16 protein-coding genes are annotated in these 17353 nt (G+C 64.6%); 10 read left to right on the top strand and 6 right to left on the bottom strand.

The features are described from left to right. Positions 1-42: 42 nt before the first annotated feature. The 3 genes from IVA88_RS30310 to glgC are packed head-to-tail and all read right to left on the bottom strand — an operon-like array spanning position 43 to position 3054. Complete coding sequence (locus IVA88_RS30310; protein ID WP_247500855.1) at positions 43-303, bottom strand: SemiSWEET transporter; 261 nt, start codon at positions 301-303, stop codon at positions 43-45. A gap of 37 nt (positions 304-340) precedes the next feature. Further along, positions 341-1795, bottom strand: coding sequence for a glycogen synthase GlgA (gene glgA, locus IVA88_RS30305; protein WP_247500854.1), 1455 nt, complete (start codon positions 1793-1795; stop codon positions 341-343). Next, positions 1792-3054 (bottom strand): glucose-1-phosphate adenylyltransferase, encoded by a 1263-nt coding sequence (gene glgC / locus IVA88_RS30300; RefSeq protein WP_247500853.1) that lies wholly within the window; start codon positions 3052-3054, stop codon positions 1792-1794. Before glgC ends, glgA begins: the two co-directional genes overlap by 4 nt. Before the next feature lie 351 nt (positions 3055-3405). Between glgC and IVA88_RS30295 the strand changes: the two genes are divergently transcribed. Beyond that, complete coding sequence (locus IVA88_RS30295; protein WP_247500852.1) at positions 3406-3864, top strand: hypothetical protein; 459 nt, start codon at positions 3406-3408, stop codon at positions 3862-3864. A gap of 122 nt (positions 3865-3986) precedes the next feature. Here IVA88_RS30295 and IVA88_RS30290 read toward each other — a convergent pair whose 3' ends face one another. Then, a complete protein-coding gene (locus IVA88_RS30290; RefSeq protein WP_247500851.1) occupies positions 3987-4967 on the bottom strand; it encodes an ABC transporter substrate-binding protein in 981 nt (326 codons plus the stop codon). Between the two features lie 475 nt (positions 4968-5442). Between IVA88_RS30290 and IVA88_RS30285 the strand changes: the two genes are divergently transcribed. The 9 genes from IVA88_RS30285 (at position 5443) to IVA88_RS30245 (ending at position 14386) form a co-directional block, all read left to right on the top strand. Next, on the top strand, positions 5443-6546 hold the full coding sequence (locus IVA88_RS30285; protein ID WP_247500850.1) for an ABC transporter substrate-binding protein: 1104 nt from the start codon (positions 5443-5445) through the stop codon (positions 6544-6546). Further along, complete coding sequence (locus IVA88_RS30280; RefSeq protein WP_247500849.1) at positions 6524-7546, top strand: ABC transporter permease subunit; 1023 nt, start codon at positions 6524-6526, stop codon at positions 7544-7546. Before IVA88_RS30285 ends, IVA88_RS30280 begins: the two co-directional genes overlap by 23 nt. Then, entirely contained in the window at positions 7540-8340 is an 801-nt protein-coding gene (locus IVA88_RS30275) for an ABC transporter ATP-binding protein (RefSeq protein WP_247500848.1), read from the top strand. Before IVA88_RS30280 ends, IVA88_RS30275 begins: the two co-directional genes overlap by 7 nt. Then, positions 8334-9506 (top strand): acyl-CoA dehydrogenase family protein, encoded by a 1173-nt coding sequence (locus tag IVA88_RS30270; protein ID WP_247500847.1) that lies wholly within the window; start codon positions 8334-8336, stop codon positions 9504-9506. Before IVA88_RS30275 ends, IVA88_RS30270 begins: the two co-directional genes overlap by 7 nt. Positions 9507-9535: 29 nt before the next feature. After that, a complete protein-coding gene (locus IVA88_RS30265; RefSeq protein ID WP_247500846.1) occupies positions 9536-10636 on the top strand; it encodes an LLM class flavin-dependent oxidoreductase in 1101 nt (366 codons plus the stop codon). Then, positions 10633-11571 carry an ABC transporter substrate-binding protein gene (locus IVA88_RS30260; protein ID WP_247500845.1) on the top strand — a complete coding sequence of 313 codons (939 nt, stop codon included), beginning with the start codon at positions 10633-10635 and terminating at the stop codon, positions 11569-11571. The genes IVA88_RS30265 and IVA88_RS30260 overlap by 4 nt, the downstream gene beginning before the upstream one ends. Before the next feature lie 333 nt (positions 11572-11904). Continuing rightward, on the top strand, positions 11905-12750 hold the full coding sequence (locus IVA88_RS30255) for a CmcJ/NvfI family oxidoreductase (protein WP_247500844.1): 846 nt from the start codon (positions 11905-11907) through the stop codon (positions 12748-12750). Positions 12751-12852: 102 nt separating this feature from the next. Then, the gene (locus tag IVA88_RS30250; protein WP_247500843.1) at positions 12853-13167 is read left to right on the top strand and encodes a septal ring lytic transglycosylase RlpA family protein; all 315 of its coding nucleotides are present in this window, start codon (positions 12853-12855) and stop codon (positions 13165-13167) included. Positions 13168-13216: 49 nt separating this feature from the next. Next, positions 13217-14386, top strand: coding sequence for a Gfo/Idh/MocA family oxidoreductase (locus IVA88_RS30245; protein ID WP_247500842.1), 1170 nt, complete (start codon positions 13217-13219; stop codon positions 14384-14386). Positions 14387-14579: 193 nt separating this feature from the next. Here the strand turns inward: IVA88_RS30245 and IVA88_RS30240 are convergent, their stop codons facing one another. Continuing rightward, the gene (locus tag IVA88_RS30240) at positions 14580-15890 is read right to left on the bottom strand and encodes an ABC transporter substrate-binding protein (RefSeq protein WP_247500841.1); all 1311 of its coding nucleotides are present in this window, start codon (positions 15888-15890) and stop codon (positions 14580-14582) included. 186 nt (positions 15891-16076) lie between these two features. Continuing rightward, the gene (locus tag IVA88_RS30235; RefSeq protein ID WP_247500840.1) at positions 16077-17318 is read right to left on the bottom strand and encodes an ABC transporter substrate-binding protein; all 1242 of its coding nucleotides are present in this window, start codon (positions 17316-17318) and stop codon (positions 16077-16079) included. Positions 17319-17353: the final 35 nt, after the last annotated feature.

Raw genomic sequence — 17353 nt, 5'->3', positions numbered from 1 at the left:
TCTCCCTCTTCCTGCAAGCGAGGAGAGGTGAAGAAGAGTGGCTCACCCGTATTTCAGCTTCATGAACAGAATGCCGCCGGCGAGCACCATGGTGACGGCGTTGGCGGCGACGAGGGGCGCATCCCCCGATAGCAGGCCATAGACGAGCCAGAGCGCCAGCCCCAGCACCATGACGAGGAACATGCCGAGCGAAATATCGCCGGTGGAGCGGGTCTTCCACACTTTGATGGCTTGCGGCGCGTAGGCCACGGTGGTGCAGGTGGCGGCGGCAAAGCCGATCAGCTTGATCAAGAACGGGTCCATGAGCGCTCTATAGCATTGATTCGACGATGGTCGCGCCTCAGGCGCGCGCCGTCATAAGGCCGCGATAAAGCGCGGCATAGTCGCCGGCGCGGTTACGCCAGGACACGTCGGTCGCAAGGCCGCTCAGTTGCAGCCGGCGCCAGGTCAGCTTGTCATGGAAGGCGATGTTGGCCTTGCGCAGTGTGCCGGCGAGAGCATCCGCGGTGACGGGTGCGAACTTGAACCCAGTGGCATCGTGGCCCGATTTATCGGCCTCGCCGATATCGACGATGGTATCCTCGAGGCCGCCGACGCGCGAGACGATCGGCACGGCGCCGTAGCGCAGTGCGCAGAGCTGGGTCAGGCCGCACGGCTCGAACCGTGACGGCACGATGAGCGCGTCCGAGCCGGCCTGGATCAGATGCGCCATGATCTCGTCATAGCCGATCACAACCCCGATCCGGCCAGGGTTCGCGCGCGCTGCGGCCTGGTAGCCATCCTGGAGATCGCGGTCGCCGCTGCCGAGCAGCGCGAGCTGCATGCCTTCGCGCAAGATGGTCGGAATCGCCTCGAGCAGGAGATCGAGCCCCTTCTGCCAGGACAGGCGGCTGATGACGCCGAGCAACGGCGTTTCGTCCGATGAATCCAGATTGAACTGTTGCTGAAGCACCGCCTTGTTCGCGGCCCGGAACGTGAGGTCCTCCGCGCCGAAGCGGTAGGCGATGTGCGGATCTTCTTGCGGATTCCAAACGGATACATCGATGCCGTTGAGGATTCCGCTCAGCACGTTGGCGCGGGCGCGGAGCAAGCCGCCGAATCCCATGCCGCCCTCGTCGCTCTGGATCTCCTGCGCATAGGTCGGCGAGACCGTGGTGATGCGATCGGCGAACTGCAGTCCCGCCTTCAAGAAACTGATGCCGCCGAAATATTCGAGGTCGTTGACGCCGTAGGCGTGCCAGGGCAGGCCAATCGAACCGATCAGTGCGCGATCGAACTTGCCCTGATAAGCCATGTTGTGGATGGTCATCACGGTGGCCGGCCGCGGCCGATTGTCATAGTGCAGATAGGCCGGTGCGAGCCCGGCTTGCCAATCGTGAGCGTGTACGACATCGGGCACGAAGGCGGGAATGAGGCCGTGGCCGATGTCGGCCGCGATGCGCGACAGGGCGGCGAACCGCACGCCATTGTCCGGCCAGTCGACGCCTTCGGCCGTCACGTAGGGATTGCCAGGCCGCGCGTAGAGATGCGGCACGTCGAGCACGAACAGATCGAGTCCGTCATGCGAGCCGGCGAGCAGACGTCCGGGTCCGCCGAAATAATCCGGCCAGCGCCGGATTTCGTCGGCTCCCCCCAACGTCCGCATCACGTCGGGATAGCCCGGCATCAACGTGCGCATCTCGACGCCATGCGCCTTCAGCGCGATCGGCAGCGCGCCCGCGACATCCGCGAGGCCGCCGGTCTTGACGATGGGATAGACTTCAGAGGCGACCGCGAGGACGCGAACAGGCGTCATGTATTGAGCCTGTCGAGCATCGGCTGCGTGATGAGCGAAATGCCCTGTTCGGTGGTGCGGAATCGCTTTGCGTCCAGCTCGGGATCCTCGCCGACGACGAGCCCTTCCGGGATCTCGACGCCGCGATCGATCACCACGTTCTTCAAGCGCGCGCCGCGGCCGACATTGACGTAGGGCATGATTACGGCGTTCTCGACATTGGCGTAGGAGTTGACGCGCACGCCGGTGAACAGCAGTGAGCGCCGCAGCGAGGCGCCGGAAATGATGCAACCGCCCGAAACCAGCGAGCTCACGGCCTGGCCGCGCCGGCTCTCCTCGTCGTGGACGAATTTTGCCGGCGGTGTGATCTCTGAATACGACCAGATGGGCCAGGCGCTGTCGAACAAATCGAGCTCGGGGACCACGTCGGTGAGATCGATATTGGCGGCCCAATAGGCGTCGACCGTGCCGACATCGCGCCAATAGGCGCGGGGGTCGCTGCCGGAGCGGACGCAGGAGGTCGAGTACTGGTGCGCCATGGCGCGGCCGTTCTTGACGAGGTAGGGGATGATGTCCTTGCCGAAATCGTGGTTGGAGTTCGGGTCCTCGGCGTCGCGCTTGAGCTCCTCGAACAGGAATTTCGCGTCAAACACGTAGATGCCCATGCTGGCGAGCGAGACGTCCGGCTTGCCCGGCATCGGCGGCGGATCGGCCGGCTTCTCCAGGAACTCTTTGATCCAGCCGTTCTCGTCGATATGCATGATGCCGAAGCCCGAGGATTCCGCCCGCGGCATTTCGAGGCAGCCGACGGTGACGTCGGCGCCGCTGTCGACATGCTGGCGCAGCATCACCTCGTAATCCATCTTATAGATATGGTCGCCGGCGAGAACCACGATGAAGCGGCAGGCGTGGGATTCGATGATGTCGATGTTCTGGTAGACCGCATCGGCCGTGCCGACGTACCACATGTGTTCGGAGACGCGCTGGCTCGCCGGGAGGATGTCGAAGCTCTCGTTGCGCTCGGGACGGAAGAAGTTCCAGCCCATCTGAAGATGCCGGATCAGGCTGTGCGCCTTGTACTGGGTGGCGACCGCGATGCGACGGATGCCCGAGTTCACCGCATTCGACAGCGCGAAATCGATGATGCGGGATTTTCCTCCGAAATAGACTGCGGGCTTGGCGCGCCGGTCGGTCAGCTCCAGGAGCCGGCTGCCGCGTCCGCCGGCCAGGACGAACGCCAGCGCCTGTCGGGCAAGCGGCTCGGGTCTCGCGGCACTCATGTCATCCTCCCACAACTCTGGCGCTTCGCGAGAAGCCTCCCGGCCGCGCACATTGGAACCGATAGTAACGGCACGAATAGTAAATCGGGAAGGTGGTTGTTGGTTGCGAACGCGCGGGAAGCTTAATGCTTTGCCGCGGTGATTGGGCCCCAAGGCACCGTCGTGCCGGTGTCACACGCGGCGAGGTTGTCGAGCCCATTCGGGTACCGGTTGATCAGAATGGAGGCACGCCTCTTGTGCGGTGCACGCCATTTTCGAGGCCAAATTCGATGCTTTGACTTGGCGCAAGGATGCCTGATCATGGAGCTGCGATCCATTTTCCAAGCGAAACGTCAGACAGGGAGTAAGACGATGAGGATCTGGAAAACGGCAATTGCCTGTTCGCTGGCCAGCGCGGTCCTGGCCGGCCAAATCGGGCAGGCCGCAGCGGGCCCGATGCCGACCAATGTCGCGACCATGAAGGCGGCCACCGGCGACGATGTCACGCAGGTGCACTGGCGCGGCCGAGGTTTTGGATGGGGTCTCGGGGGCCTTGCGGCCGGCGCGATCATCGGCGGTGCCATCGCCAGCAGCTCAGCTTATGGCTATTACGGCGGAGGCCCGTACTACGGCGGCTACGGATATCCGGGTTACGGCTATGGGTATGCGCCGGCCTATTATGGCGGCGGCTATGGACCGGGTTACGCCTACGGACCGGGCTATGGTTATGGGTATCGGTCCTACTACCGTCCCCGTCCCTATTATGGCTACCGCTATGGCTACTACCGGCCCCGAGCGTATTACCGGCCTTACTATCGCGGCTATTGGTGATCTTGCGCATTAGAGCGAGAGCCACACGATCAGGCTCATGCAGGCAAAATGCGCGAGCACGATCGCGGCGAGATGCAGCGGGCCAGCCTTGAGACGGAGCCGGCGCATCTCGCCGCTTCCGTCTAGTTCGATCCAGCGGCCGCAGCGGTGAAGCTGCGGTCCACGGCCTGCCTGACGTCGAGCTTCTTCGGCAGGATGCCGTAGCGCGTCGAGCGATCGGAGGCTTCCTGCACCTCCTTCACGACGTTCTCGTCGATCACGATCGGGCTGGTGCGCTGCGCGGTGTAGGCCGAGAGCAGCACGTCCTCCGGCAGCCTGGTCAGCTCAGCCGTGCTCTTGGCATATTCGCCCAGGTGATCCAGCGACCACAGCCGCGCCTTGTTCAGCCGCTGCACGAGGTCCTGCACCGCCGCGCGCTTGGTGGTTATGGCGTTATCGGAGGCGACGATGAAGGTGATGGTCGGCGTCAGGCCATCGCCGTTTGCGATCACGCGGGCCTTGTCCTTCAGCGTCGCGAACGTGACGTAGGGCTCCCACACTGCCCAGGCGTCGATCGAGCCCGCGACTAGCGCGATCTTGGCGTCGACCGGGCCGAGCGGCGCGAAGGTCGCGTCTTCCAATTTGATTTGCGCCTTCTCCAGCGTGGCGTCGATCAGGAACTGGCCCCAGCCGCCGCGCGTGCCGGCGAGGCGTTTTCCCTTGAGATCCGCGGCCGATTTGATCGGCGAATCCTGGCGCACGAGGATGGCTTGCGTCTTCGCATCCGACCTGGTGCCGCCGATCGCCTTGATCGGCGCGCCGGCCGCGTAGACCGAAAGGAACGAGAGGTCGCCGGTATAGCCGACGTCGAGCGCGCCGGCGTTGAGCGCCTCCAGGATCGGCGCGGCCGCGGGAAATTCCGACCACTCGATTTTGTAAGGCAAATCCTTCGCGTAGCCCGAGATATCGAGCAGCGAGCGGTTGCCGCCCTTCTGGTCACCGACGCGAAGCACGACGGCGTCAGCCGCAAATGCTCCCGCGGCCGTCGATAGCGTGATGGCGGCGGCAAGCAGCGATGCGGCGAGCCGGCGGGTGATGGAATGATGGAGGGAGTTGATGCTCATGTGGCCTGTCTTGTGCTTTGCTCACGATGTGTGAGCGAACGATGCAGCGAGACGATCAAGTCTAAGTTCGCGCGATGCGCAGTCAATGAAATGGCCAACCGTATTGCGCGCGCGACGGGCAAGGACGTTTCAGCGAAGCGCTGCTTTCGAGAACGTGCGGTATGCGCGGTCGCAGCTGCGCAAGAATGCAGCAGGCGAGGGAGCCGCACCGCACCCTGCCAGCCGATGCATCGGCTGAAATCCTTTCATCGTCCCCGCGCGCGCCGATGGAGAGAATGACTTCGCTTGGCGCCACATTCGAAATTCCATTTCATTGACGATGCGGCAAGCGCGCCGCATGATTTGCGCATCGCATCAACGCGGCGCGTGAGGCGCCGGCGAAAACAATTTCTCTCAACGCAGCTCCGCACGGAACATGCGCAACGAAAACCGTTGTGCCGACGGCGGAGCCGTGCCAGCGCAGGAGTGGGGACGGATGAACGACGACGACAAGCACGGCGGATCGAGGCTCGACCGGCGCCACCTGCTTCAGGCAGGGTTCGCTGCGGCTTTCGCCGCGCCGCTCGGTGCCTTCGGTGCGGCACAGGCCTTTGCGCCGCGGGCAATCGCGCCTGGTGTCGATCTCTCGGAGTTCCCGCTGTGCCGGACAGCCTCGGATGCGCCCGCGCTCACCGGCGCGCCGCGCAAGCTCAAACTGTCCTGGAATGCCGGCGCGGTCTGTCTCGCTCCGGTGCCGGTCGCCATCGAGCACGGCTTCTTCCAGAAGCACAATCTCGACATCGAGCTCATCAATTATTCCGGTTCGACCGACCAGCTGCTCGAGGCCATCGCGACCGGCAAGAGTGATGCCGGGCTCGGGATGGCGTTGCGCTGGCTGAAGCCGCTGGAGCAGGGCTTTGACGTCAAGATCGCCGCCGGAACCCATGGCGGCTGCATGCGCGTGCTGACGCGCGCCGAGTCCAGCGTGAGCAAGCTCGCCGATCTCAAGGGCAAGATCGTCGCGGTCGGCGATCTCGGCGGCCCCGACAAGAATTTCTTCTCGATCCAATTGGCGAAGCTCGGCATCGATCCCAACAAGGATGTGGACTGGCGCGCCTATCCCGGCAACCTTCTCAACGTCGCCGTCGAGAAGGGCGAGGTGCAGGCGTTCCTGTCGTCGGACCCGCTGGGTTATCTCTGGCTCAAGGACAGCCAGTACAGGGAGGTCGCCTCCAATCTCGATGGCGAATATCGCGACAAGAGCTGCTGCATCCTCGGCCTGCGCGGCAGCCTCGTGCGTGAGGAGCCGCAGGTCGCGCGCGCCCTCACGCAGGCGCTGCTCGATGCCGCGATGTTCACCGCGCAGAATCCGTCGGTGACGGCGAAGTCGTTCCAGCCTTATGCGCCGAAGACGGCATCGCTGGCCGATATCGAGGGCATGGTGCGCTACCACACCCACCATCATCATCCCGTCGGCGAAGTCTTGAAACGCGAGCTCAAGGCCTATGCCGACGATCTCAAGAGCGTGCAGGTCTTCAAGCAGAGCACCGATACCGCCAAATTCGCGGAGCGCATCTATGTCGACGTATTCGCTGTCTGACGGCCTTGCTTCCGGCGCGCCGCGTCTCTCTCGCGCGCCGCTGCTCGGGAGCTGGGTCCGGGAATCCGGTATCGGCATTCTCGCCAGCGTGGCGTGGATTGCCTTCGGCCTCTGTTGCCTGTGGTGGGAGGACGTCGGCGACTGGTCGCGCACCCATTCGCTCGGGATTGCCGCGTTTGTCATCGCGGCCGTCGCGCTGTTCGGGACCGTCGGCGCCGACTACCTCGGCCCGGCGGGCCGGGCCTTGCGCCAGCGCGCGCCATGGCTCGTCGTGCTCGGCGTCTTCCTGACCCTGTGGGAAGTCGCGACGGCAAAGTTCGCATGGCTGCCATTGCCGTTTTTCCCGCCGCCGCAGTCCATCATCGAGGTCTACACCGACGATCTGCCAAAACTGCTGGATAGCGTGTTCGCCTCGGTCAAGCTCCAATTGGGCGGCTATCTGATCGGCGCCACGGTCGGCTTCCTGACTGGCGTCTCGATCGGCTGGTCGCGCGCGGTCGGCTATTGGGTGCATCCGGTGCTGCGCTTCATCGGCCCGCTGCCGGCGACCGCCTGGCTGCCGATCGCCTTCTTCACCTTCCCGTCGAGCTGGAGCGCCTCAACCTTTCTGATCGCGCTGGCAACTGGCTTTCCCGTCACGGTGCTGACCTGGTCGGGCGTGGCGAGCGTGAGCAATGCCTATTACGACGTCGCGCGGACGCTCGGGGCAAAGCCGTCCTTCCTGGTGCTGAAGGTCGCGATCCCCGCGGCCTTGCCGCACGTCTTCGTCGGCCTGTTCATGGGGCTCGGCTCGTCCTTTGCCGTGCTCGTCGTCGCCGAGATGATCGGCGTCAAGGCCGGGCTCGGCTGGTACCTGCAATGGGCGCAGGGCTGGGCTGCCTACGCCAACATGTATGCGGCGCTGATCGTGATGTCGCTGCTCTGCTCCGGCGCGATTACGCTGCTGTTTTCGATCCGCGATCGCCTGCTGGTCTGGCAGAAGGGGACCGTGAAATGGTAGCCTCAGCTGCATTGGCTGAAATCGACGCCCACCGGGCCGCCGGCGCCGCGCTCGACATCGAGCAGGTCAGCCACGCCTTCGACATCGACGGCGCCGAGCTGCCGGTGCTCAGCGAGGTCAGCATCTCCGTCGAGCCGGGCGAGTTCGTTGCGCTGCTCGGCCCCTCCGGCTGCGGCAAGTCGACCTTGCTGCGCCTCGTCGCAGGCCTCGACAAGCCCAGGTCCGGAACGCTGCGCGAGGACGAGGTTCGCATCACGCGACCGCACCCGTCGCGCGTAGTCGTATTCCAGGATCCGACCTTGTTTCCCTGGCGCACGGTCTGGGACAACGTCGCGCTGGGGCTGGAGGCGCAGGGCATCTTGAAGAGCCAGCGTCACCGCGTCGATGCCGCGCTTGATCTCGTGGGGCTGTCGGACTTCCGCACTGCCTATCCGCACCAGCTCTCGGGCGGCATGGCGCAGCGCGTGGCGCTGGCCCGCGCGCTGGTCAACGATCCAAAGATCCTCATCCTCGACGAGCCGCTCGGCAAGCTCGACTCGCTGACCCGCATCACCATGCAGGCCGAGCTGGTCTCGCTGTGGCAGCGCAAGGGCTTTACCACGCTGCTGGTGACCCATGACGCCGAGGAGGCGCTGGTGCTCGCCAATCGCGTCATCGTGTTCAGCGACCGCCCGGCGCGGGTGAAGGCCGACATCCGTGTCGACCGGCCCTATCCACGCCATCGCGGCGATCCATATCTGGCCGATCTGCGCCGCCAGATTCTTGGCCTGCTGGGATTGGACGCCACATGGTGACTTCGATAGCCAAGGGGCGCACGGCCCACAGCGAGCCCGACTACATCGCACGTGCCGAGGCGCTGGCCGGGGCCTTCGCCGCGCGCGCGGCCGAACACGACCGCGCCGGCAGCTTCCCTTTCGAGAATTTTCGCGAGCTGTCCGAGGCGGGCCTGCTGTCGCTGACGGTGCCGGCCACCCATGGCGGGGCCGGAGCGGGCGCACGATACGCCGCACGCGTCCTCGGCATCATCGGCAAGGCCGATCCGTCGACCGCGCTGGTGCTGTCGATGCACTACATCAACCATCTGGTGATGGCACGAAGCCCGACCTGGCCGGCGCGGCTGTCGCGCAAGCTCGCGCGCGAGAGTGTCGAAGGCCTTGCGCTGGTCAACGCGCTCCGCGTCGAACCCGAATTGGGCTCGCCTGCGCGCGGCGGCCTGCCCGCGACCATTGCACGTCGGACCGAAACCGGCTGGCGGCTCTCGGGGCACAAGATCTATTCGACGGGCTCGCCGATCCTGAAATGGTATCTGGTGTGGGCGCGGACGGACGAGGCCGAGCCGCGCGTCGGACAGTTCCTGGTGCCGGCGGGCCTGCCGGGCACGCGCATCGTCGAGACCTGGGATCATCACGGCCTGCGCGCCAGCGGCAGCCACGACGTCATCTTCGACGACGTCGTGATTCCTCTCGATGCCGAGATCGATGTGCGCAAGCCTGTCGACTGGCGGGCACCCGATGTCGCGCAGGCGACCGTCCACACGATCTTCGTCGCCGCAATCTATGACGGCGTTGCGCGGGCTGCACGCGACTGGCTGGTCGCGTTCCTGAAGCAGCGCGTGCCGGCCAGCCTGGGCGCGCCGCTTGCGACCTTGCCGCGCGCGCAGGAGATCCTTGGCGCGATCGAGGCACGGCTCGCCGTCAATGCGCGGCTGATCGCATCCTTCGCCGGTGATTTCGATGACGGTGTCGAGCTCTCCGCCGGCGAGTCCAACGTCATCAAGCTCGCCGTAACCAACAACGCCGTCGCCGCCGTCGAGGATGCCTTGTCGCTCACCGGCAATCACGGCCTCTCCCGCACCAATCCGCTGGAGCGGCACTATCGCGACGTCCTGTGCGGTCGCGTGCACACGCCGCAGGACGATTCCACGCGCACGGGCCTCGGCCGTGCCGCATTGGGACTCTAGCTTTCCGGCTAACATTCAGGGAGAACATCATGTCGGTCGAGTTCATCGGCTTTATCGCCAACAGTAATGCTTCCGAGACCATCGTGCGCCAGGGTCCGGTGCTCGACCCCGCTTATATCGAGACAGTCGCGAAGGCGCATGAGCTCGCGGGTTTCGACCGCGCGCTGCTGGCGTTCCATTCGACCACTCCGGATGGGCTCCAGGTCGCCCAGCATGTGCTGACCATCACCAAGTCGTTGAAAGTGATGATTGCGCAGCGACCGGGCTTTACCGCGCCGACGCTGCTCGCGCGGCAACTGGCGACGCTTGACCAGCTCTATGGAGGCCGCGTCTCGCTGCACGTCATCACCGGCGGCAATTCCGCCGAGCTCAGGCAGGACGGCAACACGCTCGACGACAAGGAGGAGCGTTACGCCCGCACCAGCGAGTTTCTCGATGTGGTGAGGCTGGAATGGACCAGCGAGAAGCCGTTCAACTACAGCGGCAAGTACTACAACGTCGAGAACGGCTTTTCGCAGGTGAAGCCGCTGCAGAAAGCCGGCATCTACACCTTCGTCGGCGGTGGCTCCGACGCCGCAATCGACGTCGCCGGCAAGCACGCCGACACTTTTGCGCTGTGGGGCGAATCCTATGCGCAGGTGCGCGACGTCACCTCGCGCGTTCACAATGCGGCCGTCAGGCAGGGCCGTCCGACCCCGCGCTTCAGCCTCTCGGTGCGGCCGATCATCGCCCCGACCGAGAAGCAGGCCTGGGAAAAGGCGGAAGAGATTCTTGCGCGGGCCACCGCGCTCCAGGACAAGACCGGCTATCGCAAGCCCGCCGACGGCCATGCCACGGCCGGCGCGCGGCGCCTGCTTTCGCTCGCCGACCAGGGCAGTCGCATCGACAAGCGGCTCTGGACCGAGATCGCAAAGCTCACCGGCGCCAACAGCAACACCACAGCGCTCGTCGGCACGCCCGAGCAGGTCGCCGAAGTGTTCGGCGACTATTACGACCTCGGCATCAGCCATTTCCTGATCCGCGGCTTCGATCCGCTGATCGACGCCATCGAGTATGGGCGCGAGCTGATCCCGCTGACGCGCGAGCTGATCGCCAAGCGCCAGGCCGTTCGCGGCGAGGCGGCGGAATGATCCGCCTCATGCTGGCCGGCGCGCTGCTGTTCGGCTCGTTGGAGCTGACGGCGGCGCAAACCACCCTGCGCGTCGGCGACCAGAAGGGCAATTCGCAGGCGGTGATGGAAGCCGCCGGCGTGCTCAAGGACGTCCCCTACAAGATCGAGTGGAAGGAGTTTCCGGCGGCTGCGCCACTGCTGGAAGCGCTCAGCGCCGGCGCGATTGAGACCGGGCTCGTGGGTGACGCACCCTTCACCTTCGCCGCCGCCTCCGGCGCGCCCGTGAGGGCGATTGCTGCGATCCGGCAGACGCGCGAGGGGCTTGCTATCCTCGCGCCCGAGAATTCGCCGATCAAGAGTTTTACGGATCTGCGCGGCAAGAAGGTCGCGACCGGTCGCGGCTCGATCGGCCATCAACTGATCCTCGCCGCGCTGGAAAAGAACGGCTGGAGTGCGACCGACGTGCAGATTGCGTTCCTGGCGCCGTCCGATGCCAAGATCGCCTATACGCAAGGCTCGGTCGATGCGTGGTCGACCTGGGAGCCTTATGTCAGCCAGGAAGAGGTGCTGTTCAAGTCACGCCGCATCATCACCTCGGAAGGCCTGACGCCGGGATTGAGCTTTCAGGTGGCGCGGCCCGACGCGATCCGCGACAAGCGCGCGGAACTGACCGACTTCATCCGGCGCCTCACCGCGGCGCGGGCGTGGTCGCTGAACAATGTCGAGGGCTATGCCGCCACCTGGGGCAGGCTGATGAACATCCCGACTGCCGTGCCGCAGAACTGGCTGTCACGCGCAAAGATACGGATCGCACCGATCGATGACGGCGTGGTGGCGGACGAGCAGAGCACGATCGATCTGTATTTCCGCTGGGGCCTGATCAAGCAGAAGCTCGATGCGGCCGAGATCGTGGATCGCTCGTTCTCGGATGCGATTGCGAAGGCGGGGTTGTAGGAACATCTCTCGTGTCCCGGACGCGGCGCAGCGTGCAACGCTGCTCCGCGGAGCCGGGGACCCAGGCCACACAGGATGCGCTCTCGGTTAGATGGGCGCCGGCTCTGCGGCGCACCACTGCGTGATGCGCTGGCGTCCGGGGCACGAGACCTCACGTCCGCTCAAGTGTCCGTGAAGTGAAGAGAGTCGCTCCTAATCCGATTGCGTTCGTTGAAACGATCCTTCTGCCTCTTGCCCTCTCAACAACGCTCCCATTGCTATTTGCACCACCACCCTTGCGCCACGCGCGGTCCCCTCAAAAATCATCCAGACGACCACATCGGGAGACCGGCCATGGGCCTGCAAGAAACAAAAATCGAATCGCTTCCCTTCGTCACCGCTGAACTCAACTATCTCGCGCCGGTTTCGGGCAAGCCGCGCACCTATGCCTTCGATCCGCCGCCTGGCGAGCTCAAAAGCACGTCATTTCCGGAGCCGCATCAGGTTCCGATCTTCGATGCGCGCCTGATCGCGGAAAATTTCTCGCTCGACCGCGAAGGCTTTGCGCTGGTGCGGCATCCGACCCAGGTGAAGGACTTCAGCAACGACGAGGAGGTGAGGGCGGTCTACTATCCCGCCGTCGAGGCCTTCCTGCGCGCAACGCTGAAGGCCGACCGCGTCTTCATCTTCGACCACACCGTGCGCAGGCGCGTCGAGGGCGCCGCGGACATTCGCGACGGTGGGCCGCGCCAGCCGGCAACGCGGGTCCATGTCGACCAGACCGCAATCTCCGGCGCCAATCGCGTGCGCGAACATCTGCCCGATGAGGCCGAGGAGTTGCTGAAAGGCCGCGTCCAGGTGATCAATCTGTGGCGGCCGATCCGCGGCCCGTTGCGCGATTCGCCGCTCGCGATGGCCGACGGCACCACGGTCGCGCCCGACGATCTCGTCGCCTCCGATCTGATCTATCCCAACCGTCGCGGCGAGACCTATTCGGTGAAATACAATCCGAACCATCGCTGGTTCTATTTCCCCGAGATGACGCCCGAGGAAGCGCTGCTGCTGAAGTGCTACGATTCCGCAACCGATGGCCGCACGCGCTTCGGGCCCCACACGGCGTTCGTCGATCCGACCACGCCGGCGGATGCGCCGCCGCGCGAAAGCATCGAGGTCCGGACGCTCGTGTTCCACAAACAGTAACAATGTGTGATGGCACCGGCGGGCGCGGCCCGCAGTGGCTTGGAACCTTGAGGAACAACGGAACGTTTGTAGCGCCGGGCGGGGCCAACCCGGAGCGGTGCCGTGCGAGGACAGACGACGCTATTCTCTTGCCTTGCTACTTTTTCTCTTTCCGCCTTTTCAGTTGCTCACGCCGAAAACGGACTTGCTTCTTACTACGGATACGGAAAGCCGGGCAAAGGCGGCGAGTTGACCTGCGCGCACCGGACGCGTCCCTTCGGAAGCGTGCTGAAGGTGTCCTACGGCAGCCGCTCGATTCAATGCCGCGTCAACGACCGCGGCCCATTCATCCGCGGCCGGATCGTCGATCTCTCGGTGCCGGCCGCCAAAGCGCTGGGCATGATGAACGCCGGTGTGGTGCGGGTCTCGGTGGAATAGACCTGCCGGCGCGCTATAGTGCGGCCCAAAGCATGGGTCAGGGGGCACTATGGCCAAGATCAGGGTTGGACTCGTCGGCTGCGGCTTCGTGTCGGAGCTGCATATGTATGCGTTCCGGCGCGTCTACGGCGTGGATGTCGAGGTCGCGGCGGTCGCTGCGCGCGGCGACCACGTGGTCGAATTCGCCGGCCGCCACCAGATTCCACGGGTCTACCGCGGCTTCGCCGAGCTGATCGCGGACCGCGAGCTCAATGTCATCGACATCTGCACGCCGCCCAATCTGCATGCCGAAATGATCGTGGCTGCCATGCAAGCCGGCAAGCACGTGATCTGTGAAAAACCCTTCGCCGGCTATTTTGGTCGCGCGGGCGACCGGCAGCCGATCGGCAAGCATGTGCCGAAGGCGCTGATGTATGAGCGCGTGCTGGAGGCGATGGACGTCACGCGTGCCGCGATCGAGCGTACCGGAAAGCTCTTCATGTATGCCGAGGACTGGATCTACGCGCCGGCGGTGACCAAGACCGCGGAGATCATCAAGGCGACGAAAGACAAAATCCTGTTCATGAAGGGCGAGGAGAGCCATTCCGGGTCGCATGCGGCGCATGCCGCGCAATGGGCGATGACCGGCGGCGGCTCGCTGATCCGGATGGGCTGCCATCCGCTCTCCGCCGTGCTGTATCTCAAGCAGGTCGAGGCCAAGGCGCGCGGCGAGACCATCCGCGTTGCCAGCGTCACCGGCGATGTCGGCAACGTCACGGCCGTCCTGAAGCCGGAGGAGCGCACCTACATCAAGGCCAATCCGGTCGACGTCGAGGACTGGGGCACGCTGACCGCGACGTTTTCGGACGGCACCAAGGCCACGGTGTTCTCCGGGGACATGATCATGGGCGGCGTGCGCAATCTGATCGAGACCTACACGTCAGGCGGCTCGCTGTTCGCCAATATCACGCCGAACACGCATCTGATGAGCTACCAGACCTCCGAGGAGAAGCTCGCCTCCGTCTACATCACCGAAAAAGTCGACCGCAAGACCGGCTGGCAATATGTCTGCCTCGAGGAGGAGTGGACGCGCGGCTACTTGCAGGAAATCCAGGACTTCATGGAATGCGCCGCGACGGGACGGCAGCCGCTGTCCGATCTGGCGCTGGCGTATGAGACGATCAAGGTGAACTACGCGGGGTATTGGGCGGCGGAGGAGGGGAGACGGGTGGTGTTGTAGGGGGCACCGGCCCCGCCGCGACGTCACCTCGGCCCGCCTGCGGGGAGAGGTCGGATTGCATCGGAGATGCAACGCGGGTGAGGGGGACTCTCGCGAGTCCAACTTTCACCGTCCCGGGGGAGGCCGCCCCTCATCCCAACCCTCTTCCCGCGAAGAGCGGGGCGAGGGAGCGCAATCCCGCCGCGCCGCCGCCTTACGTCCCGTAAGTCGAGCCCTTCGGCAGCGGAAACACCGGGTCTTGCGTCCTGATGTTCGTCGGCCACACCACCGAGATGTGCTCGCCGGCATTCTGCATCACGACCGGGGTCGAGCGCTCGTTCTGGCCGGAAAGCGACGTGCCCGGCGGGAAGAATTTCACGCCATAGCCCTGGATGGTGGCGCCGGCGGGAATGTCGACGTCGAGCGCGGCCTTGCGAATGGCCTCGGGATCGAAGCTGCCGTACTTCTCCTTAGCGACCGGCAGCACGTTGTTGAGCAGGATCCAGGTCTGGTTGAAGCCCATCGAGCAATGCGGCGGCACGTCGGTGGCGCCGGTCTTGGCTTGGTAGCGCGAGACCATGGTCTTGGTCAGATCGCCGATTCCAGGCGCAAGCTTGGCGGCATCGAGCAGTTGCGCCGGCACCGGATCGATGTTGCAGAAATTGTCGATGTCGGGACCGAAGGTCGCGCGCAGCTTGTCGAGCTGGCTGTAGCCGGCGCCCGCGCCGAACAGCATCTTGAAGCGCAGGCCGCTCTCGCGGGCCTGACGCAGGAACAGGGTGATGTCGGGGTTGTAGCCGGCATGCGAGATCACATCGACCTTGGCGCGCTTGAGCTTGGTCACAAGCACCGAGAGGTCGGGCGCGGAAGCCGAATAGCCTTCGCGCATCACCACCTGGATGCCCGCCTGCTTGGCATAGGCCTCGTCGGCCGCGGCGACGCCGACGCCGTAAGGGCCGTCCTCGTGGATCAGCGCAACCTTGACGTCCTTCGGGTCCATGCCGAGCTTGCCTTGCGCGTGCTCGGCGACGAAGCCTGCGAAGGCCTGGCCGTACTGATCGGAATGGATCTGCGCGCGAAACACGTATTGCAGGTTCTTGTCCTTGAACACGGCGGTCGAGACCGCGGTCGTGATCCAGAGGATCTTCTTCTGCTGCTCGACCTTCGCCGCCATCGGCACAGCATGCGCGCTGGAATAGACGCCGTTGATGATGTCGATCTTTTCCTGGCTGATCAGCCGCTCGGCCTCGTTGATCGCCACGTCCGCCTTGCTTTGCGAATCCGCTGCGACCGGCACGATCTTGGTCTTGCCGCCGATGCCGCCCTTTTCGTTGACGAGGTCGATGGCGATCTGGGCGCCGACCGAGGAGGCGACCGAGCCGCCGGCGGCGAACGGACCGGTGAGGTCGTAGATCAAGCCGATGCGCAAATTCTCGGCTTGCGCCTGGGCCCGTGTCCAATCGAGGCTGAGTGCGGCGGCGGCAGCCGCCGTGCTCTTCAGCAGCTGCCTGCGTGAAGTCGGCATTCTATCCTCCCTCAAAACCGTCTTTGTGACTGGCTCTTTTTTCGAAGTATTCAGAGCGGACGGTAGAAAGTCAACATCGCCCAAGGTCGATACGCGCGCCGGCCGCAGCACAACGCATCTGCGAAAGGCAAAGAAAAAGCCCATCGCTCCGCGCGGAGCGATGGGCCGGTGCTGGCGCGAGGCTGGTTACTGCGACAGCTTCACGAAGCTTGGAAACTTCAGCTTGCCTTCCGCGATCTTCTCGGGCCAGACCACGACCTGCTTGGAGTCCTGCCACTGGAAGACCAGACCGGATACGGTCGTGGGACCGGACTTGATGCCGTGGGTGAATTCGTCGTCCTTGCCGTAGAACTGGATGCGACCGATCGTGCCCTCGTAGTCGGTCTTTTCGAGTTCAGTGACCATCTTGTCGGGATCGGTCGAGCCCGCGCGCTTGATCGCGTCCGTGATGAAGTAGACCTCGTCATAGGCGGTGTAGCCGGTATAGGCCGGCGGCGAGCCGAACTTGGCCTTGAAGGCGGCCGCGAACGGCTTCGTCTTGGAGGTCACGGCGACGTCGGGCGTTGCGACCGCCAGTGACGGGACGCCGTCCGCGGCACCATTGGTGTCCTTCCAGAAGGTCGGGCTCAGCGCCTGCGCGCTGATGCCGAACATGGGGATCGGCACTTGCTGGTTCTTCCACTGCACCGTCGGCTGCACGCCGACGTGCGAGATGCCGGTGACGATCACGTCCGGCTTCTTCCCCTCGATGTTGTTGAAGATCGGCGTGAAGTCGGTGGTATCAGGCGAGAACCGCACGTGCTCGACGACCTTGAGGCCCACTTTCGGAAGACACGCCTCGTAGCCGACATCGAGCGGCTTGGTCCAGGCGGCGTCCTCGCTCATGATCGCGACCGTCTTGAACTTGAGCTTGTCGACCAAAAGATCCTTGGCGGCGTCGCAAACGAGCTGGGCCTGAGCGGCCGAGGTCAGATAGCCGTGGAAGGTATACTTGTTCTTCTCGTAGTCATTATGGATCGCCTTGGTGATCTCGTTCGAGGCGGCGCCGGGGGTGATCAGCGGCATCTTGAGCCGTGCCGCCCAGGGCTCGAGCGCGAGGACGACTTCGCTGATGTAGCTCGCGATCACGGCGGAGACCTCGTCCTCGCTCACCGCGCGCTGGAACGCACGAACCGAGTCCGCCGATGAGCTCTTGTTGTCGTAGATCACGATCTCGATCTTGCGGCCCAGAATGCCGCCCTTGGCGTTGATCTCGTCCGCGGCGATCTGCGCGCCGCCGGGCGTCGCGGCCCCCGCGATCGACTGCACTTCGGCGATGACGCCGATCTTGATCGGATCGTTCGACTGCGCGTAGGCGGGAGCGGCAAGGCACAGCGCCAGCGCGGAGGCGAGGAGGAAGCTGCTGGTCAAATTCGGCGATGGTCGCATGGTCGTTTCCCTTTGCTTGTTTTGTTGTTGGTATG

The organism is Bradyrhizobium sp. 149 (assembly GCF_023073915.1).
In the GTDB taxonomy this organism is placed as follows: Bacteria; Pseudomonadota; Alphaproteobacteria; order Rhizobiales; family Xanthobacteraceae; genus Bradyrhizobium.
Note: the sequence above shows the minus strand (reverse complement) of the source record. Positions and strands in the feature narration are given on the sequence as shown.

What these genes read in the sequence shown, in the direction of transcription:
- IVA88_RS30285 (WP_247500850.1), top strand. Translation starts at nt 5,443, where the DNA reads ATGAACGACGACGACAAGCACGGCGGATCGAGGCTCGACCGGCGCCAC.
- IVA88_RS30260 (WP_247500845.1), top strand. Translation starts at nt 10,633, where the DNA reads ATGATCCGCCTCATGCTGGCCGGCGCGCTGCTGTTCGGCTCGTTGGAG.
- IVA88_RS30255 (WP_247500844.1), top strand. Translation starts at nt 11,905, where the DNA reads ATGGGCCTGCAAGAAACAAAAATCGAATCGCTTCCCTTCGTCACCGCT.
- IVA88_RS30275 (WP_247500848.1), top strand. Translation starts at nt 7,540, where the DNA reads ATGGTAGCCTCAGCTGCATTGGCTGAAATCGACGCCCACCGGGCCGCC.
- IVA88_RS30290 (WP_247500851.1), bottom strand. Translation starts at nt 4,967, where the DNA reads ATGAGCATCAACTCCCTCCATCATTCCATCACCCGCCGGCTCGCCGCA.
- glgA (WP_247500854.1), bottom strand. Translation starts at nt 1,795, where the DNA reads ATGACGCCTGTTCGCGTCCTCGCGGTCGCCTCTGAAGTCTATCCCATC.
- IVA88_RS30240 (WP_247500841.1), bottom strand. Translation starts at nt 15,890, where the DNA reads ATGCCGACTTCACGCAGGCAGCTGCTGAAGAGCACGGCGGCTGCCGCC.
- IVA88_RS30270 (WP_247500847.1), top strand. Translation starts at nt 8,334, where the DNA reads ATGGTGACTTCGATAGCCAAGGGGCGCACGGCCCACAGCGAGCCCGAC.
- IVA88_RS30310 (WP_247500855.1), bottom strand. Translation starts at nt 303, where the DNA reads ATGGACCCGTTCTTGATCAAGCTGATCGGCTTTGCCGCCGCCACCTGC.
- IVA88_RS30280 (WP_247500849.1), top strand. Translation starts at nt 6,524, where the DNA reads ATGTCGACGTATTCGCTGTCTGACGGCCTTGCTTCCGGCGCGCCGCGT.
- IVA88_RS30295 (WP_247500852.1), top strand. Translation starts at nt 3,406, where the DNA reads ATGAGGATCTGGAAAACGGCAATTGCCTGTTCGCTGGCCAGCGCGGTC.
- glgC (WP_247500853.1), bottom strand. Translation starts at nt 3,054, where the DNA reads ATGAGTGCCGCGAGACCCGAGCCGCTTGCCCGACAGGCGCTGGCGTTC.
- IVA88_RS30235 (WP_247500840.1), bottom strand. Translation starts at nt 17,318, where the DNA reads ATGCGACCATCGCCGAATTTGACCAGCAGCTTCCTCCTCGCCTCCGCG.
- IVA88_RS30265 (WP_247500846.1), top strand. Translation starts at nt 9,536, where the DNA reads ATGTCGGTCGAGTTCATCGGCTTTATCGCCAACAGTAATGCTTCCGAG.
- IVA88_RS30245 (WP_247500842.1), top strand. Translation starts at nt 13,217, where the DNA reads ATGGCCAAGATCAGGGTTGGACTCGTCGGCTGCGGCTTCGTGTCGGAG.